The 17,145-nt window shown below is 36.3% G+C and carries 13 protein-coding genes and 1 pseudogene; 8 read left to right on the top strand and 6 right to left on the bottom strand.

All coding sequences use genetic code 11. The features are described from left to right. The first annotated feature begins 85 nt into the window (after positions 1 to 85). The 4 genes from DF185_RS00185 to DF185_RS00170 all read left to right on the top strand — a co-directional run bounded on the left by DF185_RS00185 (position 86) and on the right by DF185_RS00170 (position 6,253). On the top strand, positions 86 to 1,654 hold the full coding sequence (locus tag DF185_RS00185) for a sulfatase family protein (RefSeq protein WP_110358708.1): 1,569 nt from the start codon (positions 86 to 88) through the stop codon (positions 1,652 to 1,654). A gap of 434 nt (positions 1,655 to 2,088) precedes the next feature. Next, the gene (locus DF185_RS00180; RefSeq protein WP_110358707.1) at positions 2,089 to 3,750 is read left to right on the top strand and encodes a DUF4955 domain-containing protein; all 1,662 of its coding nucleotides are present in this window, start codon (positions 2,089 to 2,091) and stop codon (positions 3,748 to 3,750) included. 18 nt (positions 3,751 to 3,768) lie between these two features. After that, positions 3,769 to 4,554 carry a DUF1961 family protein gene (locus tag DF185_RS00175; protein ID WP_207784533.1) on the top strand — a complete coding sequence of 262 codons (786 nt, stop codon included), beginning with the start codon at positions 3,769 to 3,771 and terminating at the stop codon, positions 4,552 to 4,554. A 121-nt stretch (positions 4,555 to 4,675) separates the two neighbouring features. Then, positions 4,676 to 6,253 (top strand): chondroitinase-B domain-containing protein, encoded by a 1,578-nt coding sequence (locus DF185_RS00170; RefSeq protein WP_110358705.1) that lies wholly within the window; start codon positions 4,676 to 4,678, stop codon positions 6,251 to 6,253. A 186-nt stretch (positions 6,254 to 6,439) separates the two neighbouring features. Here the strand turns inward: DF185_RS00170 and DF185_RS00165 are convergent, their stop codons facing one another. After that, positions 6,440 to 7,636, bottom strand: a complete 1,197-nt coding sequence (locus DF185_RS00165) for a TlpA family protein disulfide reductase (RefSeq protein WP_110358704.1) — start codon at positions 7,634 to 7,636, stop codon at positions 6,440 to 6,442. Between the two features lie 383 nt (positions 7,637 to 8,019). Between DF185_RS00165 and DF185_RS24130 the strand changes: the two are divergent. Next, a pseudogene (locus DF185_RS24130) lies at positions 8,020 to 8,103 on the top strand (hypothetical protein); the annotation flags it as partial. Between the two features lie 110 nt (positions 8,104 to 8,213). On the opposite strand, the gene DF185_RS00155 reads toward DF185_RS24130, so the two are convergent. From DF185_RS00155 to DF185_RS00135, 5 genes are all read right to left on the bottom strand, one after another. Continuing rightward, complete coding sequence (locus DF185_RS00155; RefSeq protein WP_110358703.1) at positions 8,214 to 8,651, bottom strand: hypothetical protein; 438 nt, start codon at positions 8,649 to 8,651, stop codon at positions 8,214 to 8,216. 30 nt (positions 8,652 to 8,681) lie between these two features. Further along, positions 8,682 to 9,713 (bottom strand): hypothetical protein, encoded by a 1,032-nt coding sequence (locus tag DF185_RS00150; protein WP_110358702.1) that lies wholly within the window; start codon positions 9,711 to 9,713, stop codon positions 8,682 to 8,684. 90 nt (positions 9,714 to 9,803) lie between these two features. Continuing rightward, positions 9,804 to 10,067, bottom strand: a complete 264-nt coding sequence (locus tag DF185_RS00145; protein ID WP_110358701.1) for a hypothetical protein — start codon at positions 10,065 to 10,067, stop codon at positions 9,804 to 9,806. Next, entirely contained in the window at positions 10,057 to 10,323 is a 267-nt protein-coding gene (locus DF185_RS00140) for a hypothetical protein (protein WP_133249911.1), read from the bottom strand. The genes DF185_RS00145 and DF185_RS00140 overlap by 11 nt, the downstream gene beginning before the upstream one ends. Before the next feature lie 8 nt (positions 10,324 to 10,331). Beyond that, positions 10,332 to 13,580, bottom strand: coding sequence for an FtsK/SpoIIIE domain-containing protein (locus DF185_RS00135; RefSeq protein WP_110358699.1), 3,249 nt, complete (start codon positions 13,578 to 13,580; stop codon positions 10,332 to 10,334). 632 nt (positions 13,581 to 14,212) lie between these two features. Here DF185_RS00135 and DF185_RS00130 point away from each other — a divergent pair. The 3 genes from DF185_RS00130 to DF185_RS00125 all read left to right on the top strand — a co-directional run bounded on the left by DF185_RS00130 (position 14,213) and on the right by DF185_RS00125 (position 17,144). Next, complete coding sequence (locus DF185_RS00130; RefSeq protein WP_110358698.1) at positions 14,213 to 15,757, top strand: TIR domain-containing protein; 1,545 nt, start codon at positions 14,213 to 14,215, stop codon at positions 15,755 to 15,757. A 4-nt stretch (positions 15,758 to 15,761) separates the two neighbouring features. Then, positions 15,762 to 15,917, top strand: coding sequence for a hypothetical protein (locus tag DF185_RS23520; RefSeq protein WP_165835897.1), 156 nt, complete (start codon positions 15,762 to 15,764; stop codon positions 15,915 to 15,917). A 258-nt stretch (positions 15,918 to 16,175) separates the two neighbouring features. Continuing rightward, positions 16,176 to 17,144 (top strand): DUF4268 domain-containing protein, encoded by a 969-nt coding sequence (locus tag DF185_RS00125; protein ID WP_110358697.1) that lies wholly within the window; start codon positions 16,176 to 16,178, stop codon positions 17,142 to 17,144. The last annotated feature ends 1 nt before the right edge of the window (position 17,145 follow it).

Raw genomic sequence — 17,145 nt, 5'->3', positions numbered from 1 at the left:
GCTGATATTGAACACCCTTTTTGTATAAAATCAGATGAGATTAAGTTCTGATATGAGAAATACAGGAGTAAATAATAATTAGCAAATGAAAAGAAGAATAGATAAAGCTTTGGTGTTTGTTACACTGTTTTGTGCAACATTAACAGGCTTAAATGGTTGTAAGAATAAGAATAAAAGTAAGGAGATTCAAAATGAAGCTAAACCCAATGTAGTTGTAATTTATCTTGATGATCTGGGCTACGGTGATCTTGGAGTTTATGGAGCAAAAGGGCTTCAAACTCCTAATATTGACAATCTGGCCAATGGTGGAGTAAGATTTACAAATGGATATGCAACTTCAGCTACGTGTACTCCTAGCAGATATGGCCTGCTTACGGGTGTTTATCCATGGCGAAACAAGGAAGCTAAAATCCTGCCGGGAACAGCACCCCTTCTTATTGGTACCGAACAAATGACCATTCCAAAGATGATGAAGGAGAAAGGTTATCATACAGGAATAGTGGGGAAATGGCATCTTGGTTTAGGAACAGGAGTTGTAAATTGGAATGAGCACGTAAAACCAGGCCCTAACGAAGTAGGATTTGATGAAGCCTATATTATGGCAGCAACTCAGGATCGTGTACCTACGGTATATATCGATAATGGATATGTAGATGGACTGGATCCTAATGATCCGATAGAAGTTAACTATGACAAGAATTTCGAAGGTCAGCCTACAGGTAAAGACAATCAGGAATTGCTAAGCATGAAATGGCATCATGGCCACAACAGCAGCATTGTAAATGGAATTCCAAGAATTGGATATATGAAAGGTGGGGAGTCTGCCAAATGGAATGATGTGGATATGGCAGATCATTTTCTTAAAAAAGCCCAGGCTTACGTGAAAGAACACAAGAATGAAGCATTCTTCCTTTACTATGCCATGCAACAACCTCATGTGCCACGTACACCACATCCACGTTTTGTTGGAAAATCAGATCTTGGACCTAGAGGAGATGTAATCGCCGAAGCGGATTGGTGTATTGGTGAGTTCATGAAAACATTGGAGCAGGAAGGATTATTAGAGAATACATTAATTGTTTTGTCGAGTGATAATGGTCCTGTTTTAAATGATGGTTACTATGATGATGCAGTAGAAAAATTAGGAGATCATAAACCTAACGGACCTTTTAGAGGAGGAAAGTACAGCCTGTTTGAAGCCGGTGTTAGAGTACCTTTTATCACTTACTGGAAAGGAAAAATTCAACCAGTGGTATCCGATGCATTAATCTGCCAGGTAGACTTATTATCTTCTTTGGCGCATTTGCTTGAGAGTGATGTAAAAACGAAAGATAGTGAGCAGTTGCTGGATGTTTTCCTGGGAAAATCGGAACAGGGACGTGAGGAGCTTGTGATTGAAGCCACTACCAGAACAGCATTTAGAAAGGGGGATTGGATCATGATTCCACCTTATGAAGGACCAGCTGTTGAAGAACAAGTAAATATTGAATTGGGGAATTCTTCGGAGTATCAGCTTTACAATTTAAAAGACGATAAAGGGCAACAAAACAATTTGGCAGTGTCTAATCCAGGAAAGTTAAATGAAATGCTTGAGGAGTTTACTGCCATACGAGGCAATGATTTTAAGAAAATTGAATCCTTAGAACTAAAGTAAACATTTGTTTTTTGACCCTGTATGATTTATAGTGGGTAATTCTATTAGAATTATCATTCCTGACCATTATTTTGCATCGGCTCCCATTATGGGCATTGGAAGGTCAAGCTAATTAGACGTAGAAAAATTTTTAGTAAGACGGGAAAGCTTCGAAGAATTAAGAAGATCATCCCGCCGCACTTAAATTTTTCAAGTAGAAGTAGTTTGAGCTTACACGCCCTAGATTTTTTGCTTACTTTTTGATCAATGCAACCGACCGAAGGGAGCTCATGAATTCCTTTTTAAGAAATCATTTGATGAATAAAAAGTAAGAGCCATGCGGCTTGAGCAAATCAAAGCATAGGTAATATATAGATTCTCTTTCATTGAGTTTTGAATTCATTAGATTACCTGCAGTATTCCATATAGAACAAAATTTAACTTGGTAAACAGAAATGAAAAAGAACTCTAAAATACATTTGATTCTTGTAGTGATAACGCTATTGGTATCCTGCAAGGAGAAAGTAGAAGTTAATGTGCTAAATGACTTTCTAAAAAATGGAGACAAAAGCATTCTCCCTGATTTTTCATATGCAGGTTATCATTACGGTGAGGATAACATTCCAGATGTAGAATCCAGGATTTTTGATATTACTGCCTTTGGTGCAATTGCAAATGATGGACTGGATGATACCAAGGCAATTCAGGCAGCTGTAGATGCTGCGGGACAAAATGGAGGTGGTGTAGTGCTTTTTCCTGAAGGTAGATTTCATGTTAATATGGATACATCAAAAACCGATATCATCAGAATCAACCATAGCAATATTGTGATGAGGGGTGCAGGATCAGGAAAGGATGGAACCATTATCTATTCAGGCAGCGAAACTACACAAGCTGAGGACAATTCTCCATGGTTATCACCCTTTGTATTTCATACCGGATTGGCCCTTCAGAGCACGGATCACTTTTTTGATATCAATCAGGAGGCTGTTTATTCCAAATTGTTAAGTGATGCCAAAAAGGGAGAGTATCAGCTGCATTTAAACAGAACGGATGGTCTTAATAAAGGTGATATTATCATTGTTGCCATGCGAAATACCAAGGACGAAAGTGATTTGCTAAATCATTTGATGGAGCCCCTGGCGCAAGAATACGATCCTTTTATGAAGACTTATTTAGAAGCTGGAAAAGAACGCCAAGCATCGTTTCAGTATTTTCTGGAGGTGGATCAGGTATTGTCCGATAGTATCATTAAGTTGAAACAGTCACTTAGGAGAGATTTACTTACTCAATTTGATGCCTTTGTGGTAAAAATTCCCATGCTAAAAGAGGTGGGAATTGAAAATTTCCGATTCGAATGTGCTTATAAGGGAGGCTACAAGCACCATTTGACACGTGAGCATGATTACGGATGGGGAGCTATCTGCTTGCAGCGCGTCGCACACGGATGGATCAGGAACATCCATACCACAAACTATGTACAGAATACCCATTTGATCAACAGTCGAAATGTGACCATTTCGGATGTTACAATGACCGGATACGATGGGCATTATGGTGCAAAAATGTACCATTCCTCCGATAACCTGGTGCAGGATATAAAGGTAGAAGCGAAATATACACACGGACCAGGATTGGAAGGAGCTTGCTTTGGGAATGTTTACCGCCGAATTCACCTGACACATCCTTCACCTGTTGACTTTCATGGTATTGGGGGCAAGGCCTTTTGTCCACCCATGTATAATTTGTATGAAGATGTTACGAATCTTACACGTATGGCTGGGGGAGGTGCACCTCAGAATATCCCACATGCAGGCGAATACAATGTATTGTGGGGATTGAAGATGAGTGGTGGCAATCATGATGGATGGAATGAACTGTTTCATTCCTGGGTATGGCGAGATCCCAAGCGCTTTAAAAATGAATTGCACAATGATTGTCATAAATTGTATTTGCGTACCATTGTGGTTGGAGTGCATCATCCCGAGAAAGAATTAAGCATTGAGAATCGAACTGATGATCGATCAGACGAATGGATTTATGTGGAAGGCTTGAATCAAAAAATGAATTTACCGTCCCTTTACCAAACACAGTTAGATCATCGTTTAGGAAATTAGAAATACAATCAGCTAATCATGAAAATAAGATATGTATTATTGCTTATAGTAGGAATTGTACTATTGGCTTGCCAGGAGAATACAGAGAAGAAGGAATGGACAAAATCAAACTTGTTGTTTGAAGATAGCGGAACTGAAGATTGGACATCGAAATGGATGTTGGATGGCAAGCGCTCAAAGGTGATCAATTCGAAAGATGGGATGGAGTTGATTGCCGGCCCGGAACATGGAAATGATACTTGTCACACTGTACTTTGGACCAAGCAACGTTTCAGTGGGAATATTTGTATTGAGTACGATTATACACGAACAGATACTACAACTCGTTGCGTTAACATCTTATATTTCCATGCAAGTGGGCAAGGAGATGCTGAATACCCTTCGGATATTGCATTGTGGAATCACAAACGTAAGGTGCCACATATGCGAACCTACTTTAATCATATGAATGCTTACCACATTAGTTATGCAGCCTTCGATGCACATCAATATTCGGGTGATAATGATTACATCAGTGCCCGTAGATACAATCCTGCAATAAAAGGATTAAAAGGCACAATGATTGGAGAAAGAAGATGGAAAACAGGAATGTTCAAGCCAAATGTAAGCTACCATATTTCTGTATATCGATTCCATAAGCAGATTGAGATGCACATTCAAAACAAAGCTGATTCGAAAGACAGAAAAGTATATACCTGGAATGCTTCCATGTTTCCAACATGTGAGTATGGGCGAATTGGTCTGCGCCACATGTATACGCGAAATGCCCGATATAAAAATTTTAAAGTTTGGAAAATTGAATAATTCTAAAACTTCAGAATGCTTATTAATGTACATTTCTGGTATAAACTTGAACAATTTCAACAGTTGAAATAAGGAATTGGCAATACCTTTGGACGATACATTTTCATAAAAAATCAATTAAATGATAAGACTCAGTTATACATTGGTGATTGTGTTTCACCTTATATTTTTTAGTGGATTAGGAGAAGCCAATGCCTCTAATCAATTGGTGTCAACAGTTCAGCAATTGGAATCAAAAGTCAGGGATTTACAGGCAGGAGATACCCTTTTTATCGCAAATGGCGAGTACCAAAATGCCCAATTGATCTTGAATAACTCCGGGAAAGCTGAACAGCCAATTGTAATCCGCGCCAAGCAAAGAGGAAAAGTGTTTTTTACAGGCGATGCGAAAGTGGAAATGCGAGGTGAGTATTGTGTTTTAGATGGAATATACTTTAAAGATGGAAACAGAAACTCAAAGGAATGGAAATCTCATGGACCAGGATTGGTAGCGATTTATGCCAGCCATAACAGAGTTACTCAGTGTGCCTTTCATGCTTTCGATCAGGCAAATTCGGCTTACATCACCACCTCTTTAGCCGAAGATGGTCAGGTTCCTCAATACTGCCGTATCGATCATTGTGCATTTACTGAGAAGATCACTTTTGATCAGGTTATTAACCTGAACAATGTATCGAGTAAAGACAAAAAGAAAAAAGGCATTGTTGGCATTCCCATGTACCATCGAATTGATCACTGCTACTTCTCTAACCCTCGCAAACCCGGTAATGCAGGAGGAGGCATACGTGTAGGCTACTGGCGTTCCGATTATGGCAGATGCTTGGTAGATCACAACCTTTTTGATCGTCAGGATTCAGAACCAGAGATCATTACCAGTAAGTCCATGGAGAATGTATATTACAACAATACCTACAAGAACTGCTATGGCACAATGAATTTGCGTCATGGCGATCGTCAGGTGATTTTGAATAACTTCTTTATTGGAACAGACACAAAGCGTGAGTATGGTGGCGTATTTGTATGGGGAAGCGATCATATTATTGCCAACAACTATTTTAACTTGCCTACTACCTTAAAGAAAAGGGGACAAGCTGCCTTGTTTCTAAATTGCGGCGCTAAAGCAGATGAGCATGCCTTGGCGTATGATATCCGTATTGTGAACAATTTTTTTGATAAGAACAATGGTTTCGCCATTAACTTCAGTGCACTCCTAGATCGTCGCATAGCTTATTGCAAGAAAAAAGGTGTGAAATTAGAGTTTCCGCATGATTTGTATATAGGAGGGAATTTATTTGTATCCAATAAAACTGCTAAATTTCCTTTGTTCTACAAGCATGATGACAGCGATAGAAACATCCTTTGGAAGCAAAATAAGGCCATTAATGCTGATATTGGATTCGCTATAGCCGATGGTCTAGAGTCGATTTCAAAGAAAGTGAAAGGGGAGAGAGAAGACATTTACGAAAAGTACATTTCGAAAGAGTTGATTACTAATGAAGCGCTATTTTACAATGTGGAAGGGATTGATCTGGATATTCCAGCCATTATAGCAAAAGGATTAACAGGTAAGCCATTAACTTTCGAGCAGGTTGGGCCAGCTTGGTTAAAAGAGATACCGGGTACATACGCTAAAACGGGTAAACTTTCCAAAGAGATTCAGCAGAAGTTTGATGAGGTAACTCAGAAACGAGCAAAGTGAAAATAATAGCCAATATGTTAGTATTCATTAAAGCTTAGAATAAAATGCGAAAAGCTTCTCGGCATGCTGAGAAGCTTTTTTTATACTGATATAGAATACCACCCGATATAATTTTGAAGCGGGCTGTAAGCCTTCATATTTAACACTTTGCCTGCCATTACTTATGCAAATGTTATGCGCTGAATTTTATATCATTTTATTAATCAGGCTTCTTATTTCTTTGTCGGTTTTTTCATTAGCATATCCATTTATCACTTTTTTAACAATTCTATTTTCATCAAGTATGAAAAATACTGGAAATGATGAAATTGAATATTTATTTAAAACGTCTTTTGTAGAAAGCAAGAATTTGTAATCAAAGTCATTACGTTTCATATAGCTTTTTAAAACATTTGTATTCTTACTTGTACTTTCTATTGCTACAAAATCAAAATCACTTTTATCATATTCCGTTGACAAATCCTTTAAAAAAGGAATGGAAGCTCTGCAAGGACCACAACTCACACTTGTAAATTGTATCATCAGCACTTTGCTTTTCAAGTCCGATAGTGAAATGTTTTGCTTGATGTCATTTTGTAAAATCCAATCAGGAGCTTTTTTACCAATCAAATCATTAAGCTGTCTTTTTTTTCCTTTTTGACCATATTGCCTTATTTCATAATCTTTTGGAAAAAAATCAGAAGCAACAAAGTCTTTAATACGTTGTTTATTGAATTCATAACCCGACACTGAGCTAACAGAAATGTCATGAGACATTTCTCTTCTCACTTTCCGAGGTAAGTTTGATTTTTTATCGATCCACAATTCATATATAGATGTCGGGTCAAATGTGTAAGGGTTTTTTGGCATATAATGAGCTTTGCCAAAGAATTCAACTTGTCTATCCTCATAAATTGTTAGTTTTAGATAGACTTCTTCGCCTAAATCATTTTGTTCTAACGAAGTACTATCATTGTTCTCTAGGATGTACTTAATGATATTTTCTGTATAGTTGAAAAACGGAGGAGTTACTGGTCTGAACGGTAATTTCCTTACTTTAAAACTATCTATAACTATTCCTTTTACATCATCATAAATAAGAGTTCTAATTTTGCCATCATAAGCGAATTCTAAATGGGTTTTCTCTTCTGTCTCAAAAATAGCCCAACTTGAACCAATTGTTGTGTCTGATGAATTTCTATATGATTCTACGTACCGTTTATTTATGAAAGCAGCAGAAGTATCGCCTGGTTGCCAAGCTTCTCGTTCGACACAATAAGTTGCAGATTCAATTTTCTCCATTTCCTTAACAACTTTCTTCAGGTAGTCTGCTGATGTGTATTCCTCCACGCATGACAATAATCCAAAAATAATTAGGCTTAATACAACTATGTTTTTCTTCATGCGATTTATTTATGTTGAAATGATTCTTTTTTGCACATAACGGTTTTGCTAAAATTTGAGGGCGAATTACAACTACTACCTTATCAAAATCGCTTACTTTTTTAGTAGTTTCTTGGTTGAATTGTTACATAAATTTAGAGAATTATTTCTTTGATTTCCAAATAAAAGCGTGAGTGATATTTTAATTTTGCTTGTTTATCAGGTAAATACATCCATTCGTAACCATGCGAGGTGCTAGTGTTTTCAAACTGAGGAGAAGGGTATAGGCGGAAGTGTTTTTTTAGAGTTAGGACTAATTAAACCCCAATTTTATTTCGTCGCAATGGTTATACCAGACCTATTAGGATTTGTAGTTGCGATGATTTTATGTTGGAGCCTATAAAGACATCCATCAAGTAATGGAAAACCAAAAAGACTTGGTTAAAATAGTGGTAGAACTGGAACCCTTGGTTGTGGTAAAGGGATGAATGAAAAAGGAAGTGTTGAAGCACTTCCTTTTCTCATTTAGCATTGTATAGACTGCTAGGTTATGAACTGTTTTTGGACAAATTATTTTCTTTGCATCAATTCAGCTAAATCAATATTTTCCAGAATTATGCAATTGCTTCAATTTTGCCAATTTATCCAATTTGTCCTGAGTATTTTTACAGTAATCAAGAGATTGGTTCTTGGAATAAATACATTCGTCTAATGTATGATAGGCCTGTTTGATATCTGCTCTACTGTATTGAAGCGAGCTATCGATTTCACCAGATAGTTTATTGGCCTCTTCAACTGCAGTTTCAATAATCACGAACTCATTTTCCATTTGTTTTACATTATCTACTTGATCATGAAAAAAACGGATTGATTTCTCTGAATCGTTTTCATGTGGATTAAAGAAACGTGAGTTGAGCTCGCGAGAAGCATTATCCTCCCATCCACTTGCTATTTCCTGTCTCGATTCCTGAAGTGTTCTGGTGTTTTGTCCAAAATCCCAAAGTTGGAGTTCTATGTTTTTTGTTAATTTATCCATGATTTACGGCTTATGAGCTTTTTGCGCGGATTAATTAGAATTGTGATTTGCCTTTTTCGGATGTATGCTAACCGAGTTTGCAAATTTTCTTAAATAATCAACTCGAACTTCTAATTCTTGAGTCCCTTTTGAGCAATAGTTTTGAGCTGAATCGTTTAATTCCAATGCACTTTTCGAATTCTGTTCCGATTCATCATACTGTTCCGATGCTCTATTTACACTACTTTGGGCTTTTTCCAATTGCTTTTTCTCTTCGAAAGCAATGTCTTCTGCATTTCGGGCATGCATTTTAGCTGAATGACATTCTTCCTCTGATTTTTCGGCTTTTCCCAAGGCCTCTATAGCCAATTTATCTGATTTACTTGCTAATTTTACGCTCAGATCTGAAAGCTCGACACCTTTTCTGCAACGGGTGAGACAAATTTCAGCCTTTCGCACTTCCTCTTGGGCAGCTTCAACTTCTTCTTGCGCTAGCTTAAGTTGGTGAATAGCATGGTCATAATTTGCTTTTGCCGAATCGTAACGATTCTCTTCACTACTGCAATCAGGTTCAATTGTATTTCCTTTACTATCGGTTCTTGTACGATTGTAGCATCTATAAAGGGCAGCTTCAGCGTTTTGTTTTATTGCTGCAGTACGCTCAACTTCATCCTGTGCTCTTTGCAGGTTTACTATGGCTTTCTTAAGCCTGTTTTGTGCCTTTTCTAACCAGGAAATTGCTTTTTTCAATTCCTCATTCCAGTAGGAGAGTTCCGATTTTGTTGATTGTAATAGCTTAGAAGTCTGTTTTTTTAGTCTATCGGTTTCGTCCAGTTCTTTTTGGCATTGACGCTCCAAGTTGGAAATCTGATCTTTTACTTTCTTAATGGCTTCAAAATCATCTTCTACCTGGTTGCTTAAAAGAAAAACTTTGTTCTTCTTGCTGCTAAGCTGGTCGAATGATATTTTTTGCAGTTGTTCCGATTCGTTGGCAATATCTGACGCTAAATAATTCCATCGCTTAAATTTGTCATCTAGCTCATCAAGAATTGGAACAAGCACATCCGGATTATTAATTCCCATAATAATGATATTTAAAAAGGATAGAGGAAAACTTTATACATTAATATTGTTATGGCAATTGAAAACAATCAATTGCCATAACAGAATTCACTACATAGGATCCAAGGAATCAACTCTTTCTTCCAATGTAATGGCTAGATTTTTAGCTGATTTAATATAGTCGTCGAACCATATTGCGGTTTGTTCCCAAACGGTTTTAAATTCTTCTGCAGCTTGACCTTCATACTCTTGTTTAAAATGAGCGTAATGTCCCATTAAGGAGTCAAAATCAGATTGCAATTGTTCCAAATGATTGTTTAGGCTTAGATTATATTCTCTTAGACCTTCTTTTAAATGATCAACATTAACTGCCATATAAATATCCTTTAATTGCTTCTATTTTTTCTATTAATACCTCAACATAAGAATTTCCTTCCGAGCCAATGTATTGCTCAATTCTCTCTTCCAGCGATAACCATTTAGAATCGTATTCCTTTCGCATCGAATCGTCCCAAATCGGTGAAACGGCATCATGGTTTTGTTTTAAGTCATCAAAAGAGATTTTAACGGATTCATTAAATTCTTCCAACTCTTGTGTGAAGATATTCATCACATTATGTACTTCATCCATTCCCATAATTACCTATTTTTAAGAGTTTGACCAATTTCTGATATCTGTTGATACAAATTATCACTTAAGCAATAAGGCTTAAAGAATGATGATTTGTTGTTATTGATGTCAATGTAGAAACCACAGATAGGCTTTTTACCATCAAGCTGCAGGCGAGAAGCATCTCTTTTCTTTAAGAAAGTAAATGAGTCGTCTTCTGACATTTGTAATGCTACACGATGACGGAAGAAATCGATATTTCGTTTTGAAATAACGTTTAACATCGACATTACACTCTCGAAAGAAAAGAAAGAATAGATTCCTTTTGAAGGTCCATTGGTAAAGATTTTTTGCAGCAATTTACCCAATTCAGAATCCTCCATCGTACCATATTTATTAGGAACCTGGCAAAAATCATCCGATTTGTCCAAATCAGCACCCAATAAGAAAATATTAGCTTCTTCTTCAGGATCTTCAGATTGTTTTCTTTGTTCAAGCTCCTGGTCAATTTGATGAATGATATCGTTGATTTCACTGTTTTTCGATATCAACTTAACACGGATTCCCAAAGGATTTAACAAGTCATCAGTAATAAAGCGGAGTGCTTTATTCCAAGGGGCTCCCTTAATGGTTTTATCGATAATATAGAAAACATTTTTCTCAGTTCTATGGTTCAAAACCAAACTGGTGATTAAGGAAAGCATCATTCCGAAACGTGCTTCATTATTATCTCCAATCATTAATGCATTCTCGCGCTGTCTGCGACGAACAATTATTTTAGAATAACCACGTACATTGAACTCTTGTCCCAACCAACCTGTAACAGGCTGTTCACCTGAGAACCAATCCGGTTCACCTAAACCACCTTTGTGAAGTTCCTTTCGTGCAAAGTCCTGAAGTTCTTCCTCGCTTAACCAATCGTTTGATTTGATCAAATGATTTAGATAAGGATTATCAAGTAAATCTGGTTGTTCCGATCCATTAAATATATTGGTTGTCAATAAATCATCAGATATTTTACATTCTTTGGATTTCACAATTAGCTGATCGATAAGTTCATCGCGCTGAGGTTTTGTCATAATGGCTACTTTACCAAATTGATTGGCTCCATCATCACCACTCTGATCATTAATAACTGCTTTACCAGGCAGGTTACAATTGCCGATAATTAGTTTTCCTTCCTTACCAAATTCTGTTAAGGCCTGACGATCGGAAAGCGACATTTTCATGGCAATACGCATGTGGATATTCCCCATAATAGCTGCCTGATGAAGCATTCCTACTACATTAAATCTTTGTGATCCAAGAAACATATGGATACCAACACTACGTCCCTGCTGTGCAATAGCCATTAGTGTATTGGAAGCTAAGCCATCCTTGTCTCCTTCAAACAATTCCTGATACTCATCTACCAGTAAGAGAATTCGCGGCAACACTTCCTTAGGATGTTTCTTTTTGAAATTTACATAGTCGTTTACACCATGATCTGAGAACAGATTATTTCTACGTTCCTTTTCTTCTAATAATTCATCCAATATGCTTCGCGATAGTTTGGGTTGTGATTTTAATGAAATAAATTCAGCATGTGGTAGATTTTTGTAGGATTGAAATTCCACACCATCTTTCCCGTCTATTAAATACATCGACAGTTCGGCTGGACTGTATCGAATGGCTAATCCTAAGATTAAAACATGATATAGATTCGATTTACCAGAACCAGTCATTGCAGCCAGCATTCCGTGCGCACAAGGACGTCCACCTTCTGATTGTTTGGCTCCAAACCAAATGTTTAGCTTGTCGGAACTACCGCTTCGCCCAATTGGGGTTTCGATGTTTTCGATTGCTTTTTCCAGCCACCAATTGTCTTTTTCCAGGGCAATTTCATCAGCCCATTCTACCTTACGTTCTGGTGGCTTACTGTTTTTAAGTTTCTCAATTAAAACCTTTTTAATCTGTTCGTTTGGCTTGCTGTCCGGAATAAACTCCAGTTCACACTCGCCACCACCATATTGGCTTAAATTGTTAAAATTAAGAGCATAAGTCGATTCAAAAATATCCATGCTTAATTCGCGTGGAAATTCAAAGTTCTTATTGTGATGAATAAATACATATTTACCCGCCGTAGGACCATTGTTTGCAATTCTTTGTAACAATTCAATTTCTCGTCTATCGTATTGCTTGGGAAAATCAGCAACAAAAATCATTTCGAATTTCTCATTGATCAGGATGTTATCCGCAATGGAATCAAAAGGTCTTTGTTTAGATAAACCATAGGTAGCAATAATTCTTTGAGTATCCTCCATTAACGCCTCCAAAACCCGATAGGTATCTCCATTGTTTTCGCGAACTTCAACGTCTTTTGCTATCGAACTAAAAGTTTCACCCAAACCATTTGGATCTAAGAAAGTGTAAGATACTTGGTGAGGTAGGGTTAGGGCAATTCGCATAATTAAGGATTCGAATAGGGATTTTGCCTGGTTCGAATTGCCTGTTGCCGATTCAAGAACTATGGTTTTTCGCTTTCCAATAAATGGGACCAATGCAGGTAAGTTAAAGGAAAGGTTGGTACGTTTTTCCTGAAATTTACCAATGCACAATTCCGAATTTATCTTAAAGTCCTTTTCTGTCCATTTCGACCAAACCGCTTCATCCCAATCGTAATAATTAACTACCGATTTCTTAATCAGTTGTTCTTTGGTTTCGATGGCAAAACGGTTTAATTCATTTATGAAATAATCGGTTATCAAATTTTCGATAGAAATAACTTTCTCAGAAAAAGAAGTCTTTAGTTTCTCTAATTCGTCTTTAGCTGCAAATATCTTAGCTTTTAATTCTGCTTTTGTATTGTCTTTGTCTTCTAATTTTGCTTGTAGGTCTAATTTGCGTTTTTTATACTTGCCAATAAACAATAAGGGAACGATTAAAAAGAATAGATAATAGCAGGTTTTAATGTTGCTTTCTGCCTTTTTGATTTCACCTTCCATATTAGCACCAGACTCAATTAGCTCAAAAATTAACTTGTGAGAATGGTTTATCTCATCTTTAAGTTGATTAGAATTCTGTACAACACTCTTAAGTCTTTCTGCCAATGTTTTACAATCACTACTGATCTCCGAGTATTCATCAGTATCTTCAATGTGCAGGCTTGTCTCAGCATCGCACACAGAATCTATCATAGACTTAAATTCTTCGATCTCTCCAGCGTAATATTCGAAGCTTTCCCAGTATTCTTGCCTTTTATCCAGTATGGTCTGGTTTTCGTTTGTTGATAACTTCATAAAACAGATTTTAGAGTTATTTTTATAATATTTTGTTATTACTGCAAAATGCCTTTGTTGATAAGGTTTTGTTTAATTTTATCAACTTCTAAATGTAAGTAAATCATGTAAAATTCTTCATGTTAAAGTGTTGGTTTTCAACTTGTAATTATCGAAATGCCGTCCTGAATGATCAAAACACCCTCGTGATATTTATAAATGGTGTGATTTATTTATCGAGTTGATAAAATGAAGATTTATTGAAGAATAACTTCAACAATTTTAAGCTAATTGGAACTGTAAAATCTATTGTAGACGAATGCCAATGCTAGGAAAAGCCATAGAAAACAGCTATTTCACTAAAATGTAATGAAGTAACTTATTAGTAATCTTAAATGCTTCTTTTGTATTTAGGTAGGATTGATTGTATGCAGAGTCGATTTAATGTTGATATTCCATTGGTAAAAGTTGAAGAATTGGTTTTAATATTTGGTTATATTTGAGTGCTGATTTAAAGGTCTATTTCTAGCATATATGATCCTAAGTAATTTAGTAAGCTTAGAGAAAATTCAGCCTATTAAATGAAGCTAATGACTTAAAAAAATACTACACTTATCAAATTGCAATATCAATTAATATAATAAACCACTCACATGCATAAACAGTACGACATTTTTATAAGTCATTCTTCAAAAGATAAAAAGGTTGCCGATTCAATGTGTCATTTTTTGGAATCTAAGTCAGTAAAATGCTGGATAGCCCCTCGAGATGTTGGACCTGGATTGGATTATTCTGCAGAAATAGTGAGAGGAATTAGGAACTGTAGAGTGTTTGTATTGATTATATCTGAGAAATCAAACCAATCCGATGATGTTAATACTGAGTTATCATTGGCATATAAAAATAAGCTTTTAATTATTCCTTATAAAATAGAAGATGTTTTTTTGAATGAAAATATGTACTATTTTTTAGGGGCAAAACATTGTATTGATGCTTCTCCTAATCCTGATAAGAGCTTGGGTAAATTGTACGATCAGATTCAAAGGGTTATTCCAGTAAATCCGAGTAAAAAAATAATGCTAGAACAGGAGAAGCCTAAAAGGAAAGGTTATGTGTTATGGCTAAGAATAGCTTTTGTGTGCATATTGATGATACTTTTAGGTGTAATGTGGTATGATTCTTATGATGCAAAAAATGAAGATCAAATAAAGGATGAAAATGAAGTGGTGAATCTGAAAAAAACAAATTCGAAGAAAAACGAACCACAGGTAAGTAAGTCCCAAAAGAAAAGTACCACCCAAAATGACAAGAAAGTAACTCTTATTCCACCTGATAAGTTGCGTGTTAATAAAAAAACGACTCTAGGGGATAAGAAGCAGAATGCGATAAATGAAAAAAAGAAGTCGGAAAACAAGAATATAAAAAAGCAAATTACCAGAGCTGATGTTATTGTAGAAATAGAGAAGAGCATGATTTTGGTGAAGGGAAAATCTATGGAATGGGAAGATCCAAATGCTTATTCCGTAAATAAGGATGGAAACTATTCACCTGTTATTTGTAAAGTATCAGTAGAAGATTTCAGACTGAGTAAATTTGAACTTACCCAGCAACAGTGGGAAATTATTATGGGGTATAATCCTAGTTTCTTTAAAGGGGACAAACGACCTGTCGAAAATGTAACCCGATCAGAAGTAATATCATTTATTAATTTGATTAATAAAATATCTGGGAAAAATTATAGACTTCCTACAATTTCGGAGTTGGAATTGGCTACTTATGGAAAATTTTGGGAATGTGGATCCATAGAAGATGCGGATATCGGTAAACCAAAATATATTTCTTCCGCGAATACTTGGTTCAACACCAATAGCTTAAATACAACCCACCAAGTAGGGCTTAAAGAAATGAATCGAAATGGATTCTACGATCTTCTAGGAAACGTATGGGAGATGGTAAGTGAACAGGAGAAGGAATTTGATTTATTAGCAACAGGAGGTGCTTATAATTCCTATATAGGGAAAATTTCTAGTATTAAAGATAAATATAAGAAAGAAACAGTAACTGTTGAAAACGACACTGTAAATAAGGTAAATAGGGAAGAAGAAATGAGTTCTTCATCTTTTGATTTATTAATGAGCTCAATTAGCGGTTTCAAAAGCAAAGATTTAGGATTTAGACTTGCTAGAGATGTAAAATAATCTATTGGCAAACAAAACCATTGAAGAAGTGCCATTGGCCCGAAATAGAGTAACAACTTTATCGGGTAAGATGTTTGAGAACTCTGGATCATCAGAAGGTGCAAGCTTTACAATTACCATCAACTCAGAATGGGATAGCCCTTTGAATAAATATTTCTAGACTACCGAAGTAATAAGGCGTTAAAATACTTTTATAATGAATCCCCTTTTTGAAGGGGAGTTTTTTATGCTATATTCCTATACCGATTTAAAGTTCTACACCACGGGCCAACCATTAATTTTCATCTGAGGTTTTAGGATGATTGCTTTGATTAAGGAGATTTGTGTAGCTAAAATTCAATAAGGCATTTTCTTTTCTTTATTGTTTATTTTGTTAATTTTGGTTTCTCGTTGAATTACTACTAAAACTTACCAAAGAATGACAATTAATCTTGGCAAACTAAAAAAGATTGACAACCTAAGAACCATTTGGGAGAATGAACAAACCGACTTTTCAAAATGGTTGAGCAAAGAAGAAAACCTGGAATTACTTAGCGAGGAGATAGGCATTAACTTAAGCCTACAGGAAACAGAAGCCCGAACAGGTAGTTTCTATATTGATATATTGGCAAACGAAGTAGAGACCGGTAAAAAAGTTGTGATAGAAAACCAATTGGAAAAGACCAATCACGATCATCTGGGTAAAATCATTACCTACGCCTCAGGATACGAAGCCGAGTACATCATATGGATTGTAAAGGACTTTAGAGAAGAGCACAAACAGGCCTTGGATTGGTTGAACGAAAATACCAATGAGAAGATCAACTTCTTTGGCATTAAAATGGAACTGTGGCAGATCGATTCCTCCAAATACGCTCCAAAATTTAATATCGTATCCCAACCCAACCAGTGGTCGAAAGCATTGCGCGGAAGTAAGAAATCAAGCACCTTGTCAGAGGTTGGCGTAAAGCAGATCAACTTCATTGAAGAGTTCAGGTCCTATTGTACCGAGAATGACAGTAGCTTGCAAGTAGGGAAGGCACAGAATTCAACGCCATCTTACTATACCATCGGTATTGGCATGTCAGAAGGCTGGGTAGCCGTGAAACTGAATACAGGTAAGAACATACTAAAGGTCGATTTCTATTTTGTAGACAAGGAGTACTACAGCATCATCAAGCAGGAGTTTAAAAGCAAAATTGAGTCTTTCTTTAACAACAAGGTGGTGTTCGACGATATGGAAAAATACAAAGGAGCAGTCATTAGCACTTCAACAAGGTTTAAGATCGACAATCAAGCACAATGGAAAAGCTATTTCGAGTGGATCAGGACCAATGCGGAAATCATGCAAAAGCAAATTCCCAACTTGATTAAAAATGCCAAAGAATTTCTAACGACTACAGCATAAA

This window comes from Marinifilum breve (assembly GCF_003202155.1).
GTDB classification, from domain to species: Bacteria; Bacteroidota; Bacteroidia; order Bacteroidales; family Marinifilaceae; genus Marinifilum; species Marinifilum breve.
Note: the sequence above shows the minus strand (reverse complement) of the source record. Positions and strands in the feature narration are given on the sequence as shown.

Bases quoted from the DNA above. Each gene is read 5' to 3' on its own strand.
- DF185_RS00185 (WP_110358708.1), top strand. From the start codon at position 86: ATGAAAAGAAGAATAGATAAAGCTTTGGTGTTTGTTACACTGTTTTGT.
- DF185_RS00180 (WP_110358707.1), top strand. From the start codon at position 2,089: ATGAAAAAGAACTCTAAAATACATTTGATTCTTGTAGTGATAACGCTA.
- DF185_RS00175 (WP_207784533.1), top strand. From the start codon at position 3,769: ATGAAAATAAGATATGTATTATTGCTTATAGTAGGAATTGTACTATTG.
- DF185_RS00170 (WP_110358705.1), top strand. From the start codon at position 4,676: ATGATAAGACTCAGTTATACATTGGTGATTGTGTTTCACCTTATATTT.
- DF185_RS00165 (WP_110358704.1), bottom strand. From the start codon at position 7,636: ATGAAGAAAAACATAGTTGTATTAAGCCTAATTATTTTTGGATTATTG.
- DF185_RS00155 (WP_110358703.1), bottom strand. From the start codon at position 8,651: ATGGATAAATTAACAAAAAACATAGAACTCCAACTTTGGGATTTTGGA.
- DF185_RS00150 (WP_110358702.1), bottom strand. From the start codon at position 9,713: ATGGGAATTAATAATCCGGATGTGCTTGTTCCAATTCTTGATGAGCTA.
- DF185_RS00145 (WP_110358701.1), bottom strand. From the start codon at position 10,067: ATGGCAGTTAATGTTGATCATTTAAAAGAAGGTCTAAGAGAATATAAT.
- DF185_RS00140 (WP_133249911.1), bottom strand. From the start codon at position 10,323: ATGGATGAAGTACATAATGTGATGAATATCTTCACACAAGAGTTGGAA.
- DF185_RS00135 (WP_110358699.1), bottom strand. From the start codon at position 13,580: ATGAAGTTATCAACAAACGAAAACCAGACCATACTGGATAAAAGGCAA.
- DF185_RS00130 (WP_110358698.1), top strand. From the start codon at position 14,213: ATGCATAAACAGTACGACATTTTTATAAGTCATTCTTCAAAAGATAAA.
- DF185_RS00125 (WP_110358697.1), top strand. From the start codon at position 16,176: ATGACAATTAATCTTGGCAAACTAAAAAAGATTGACAACCTAAGAACC.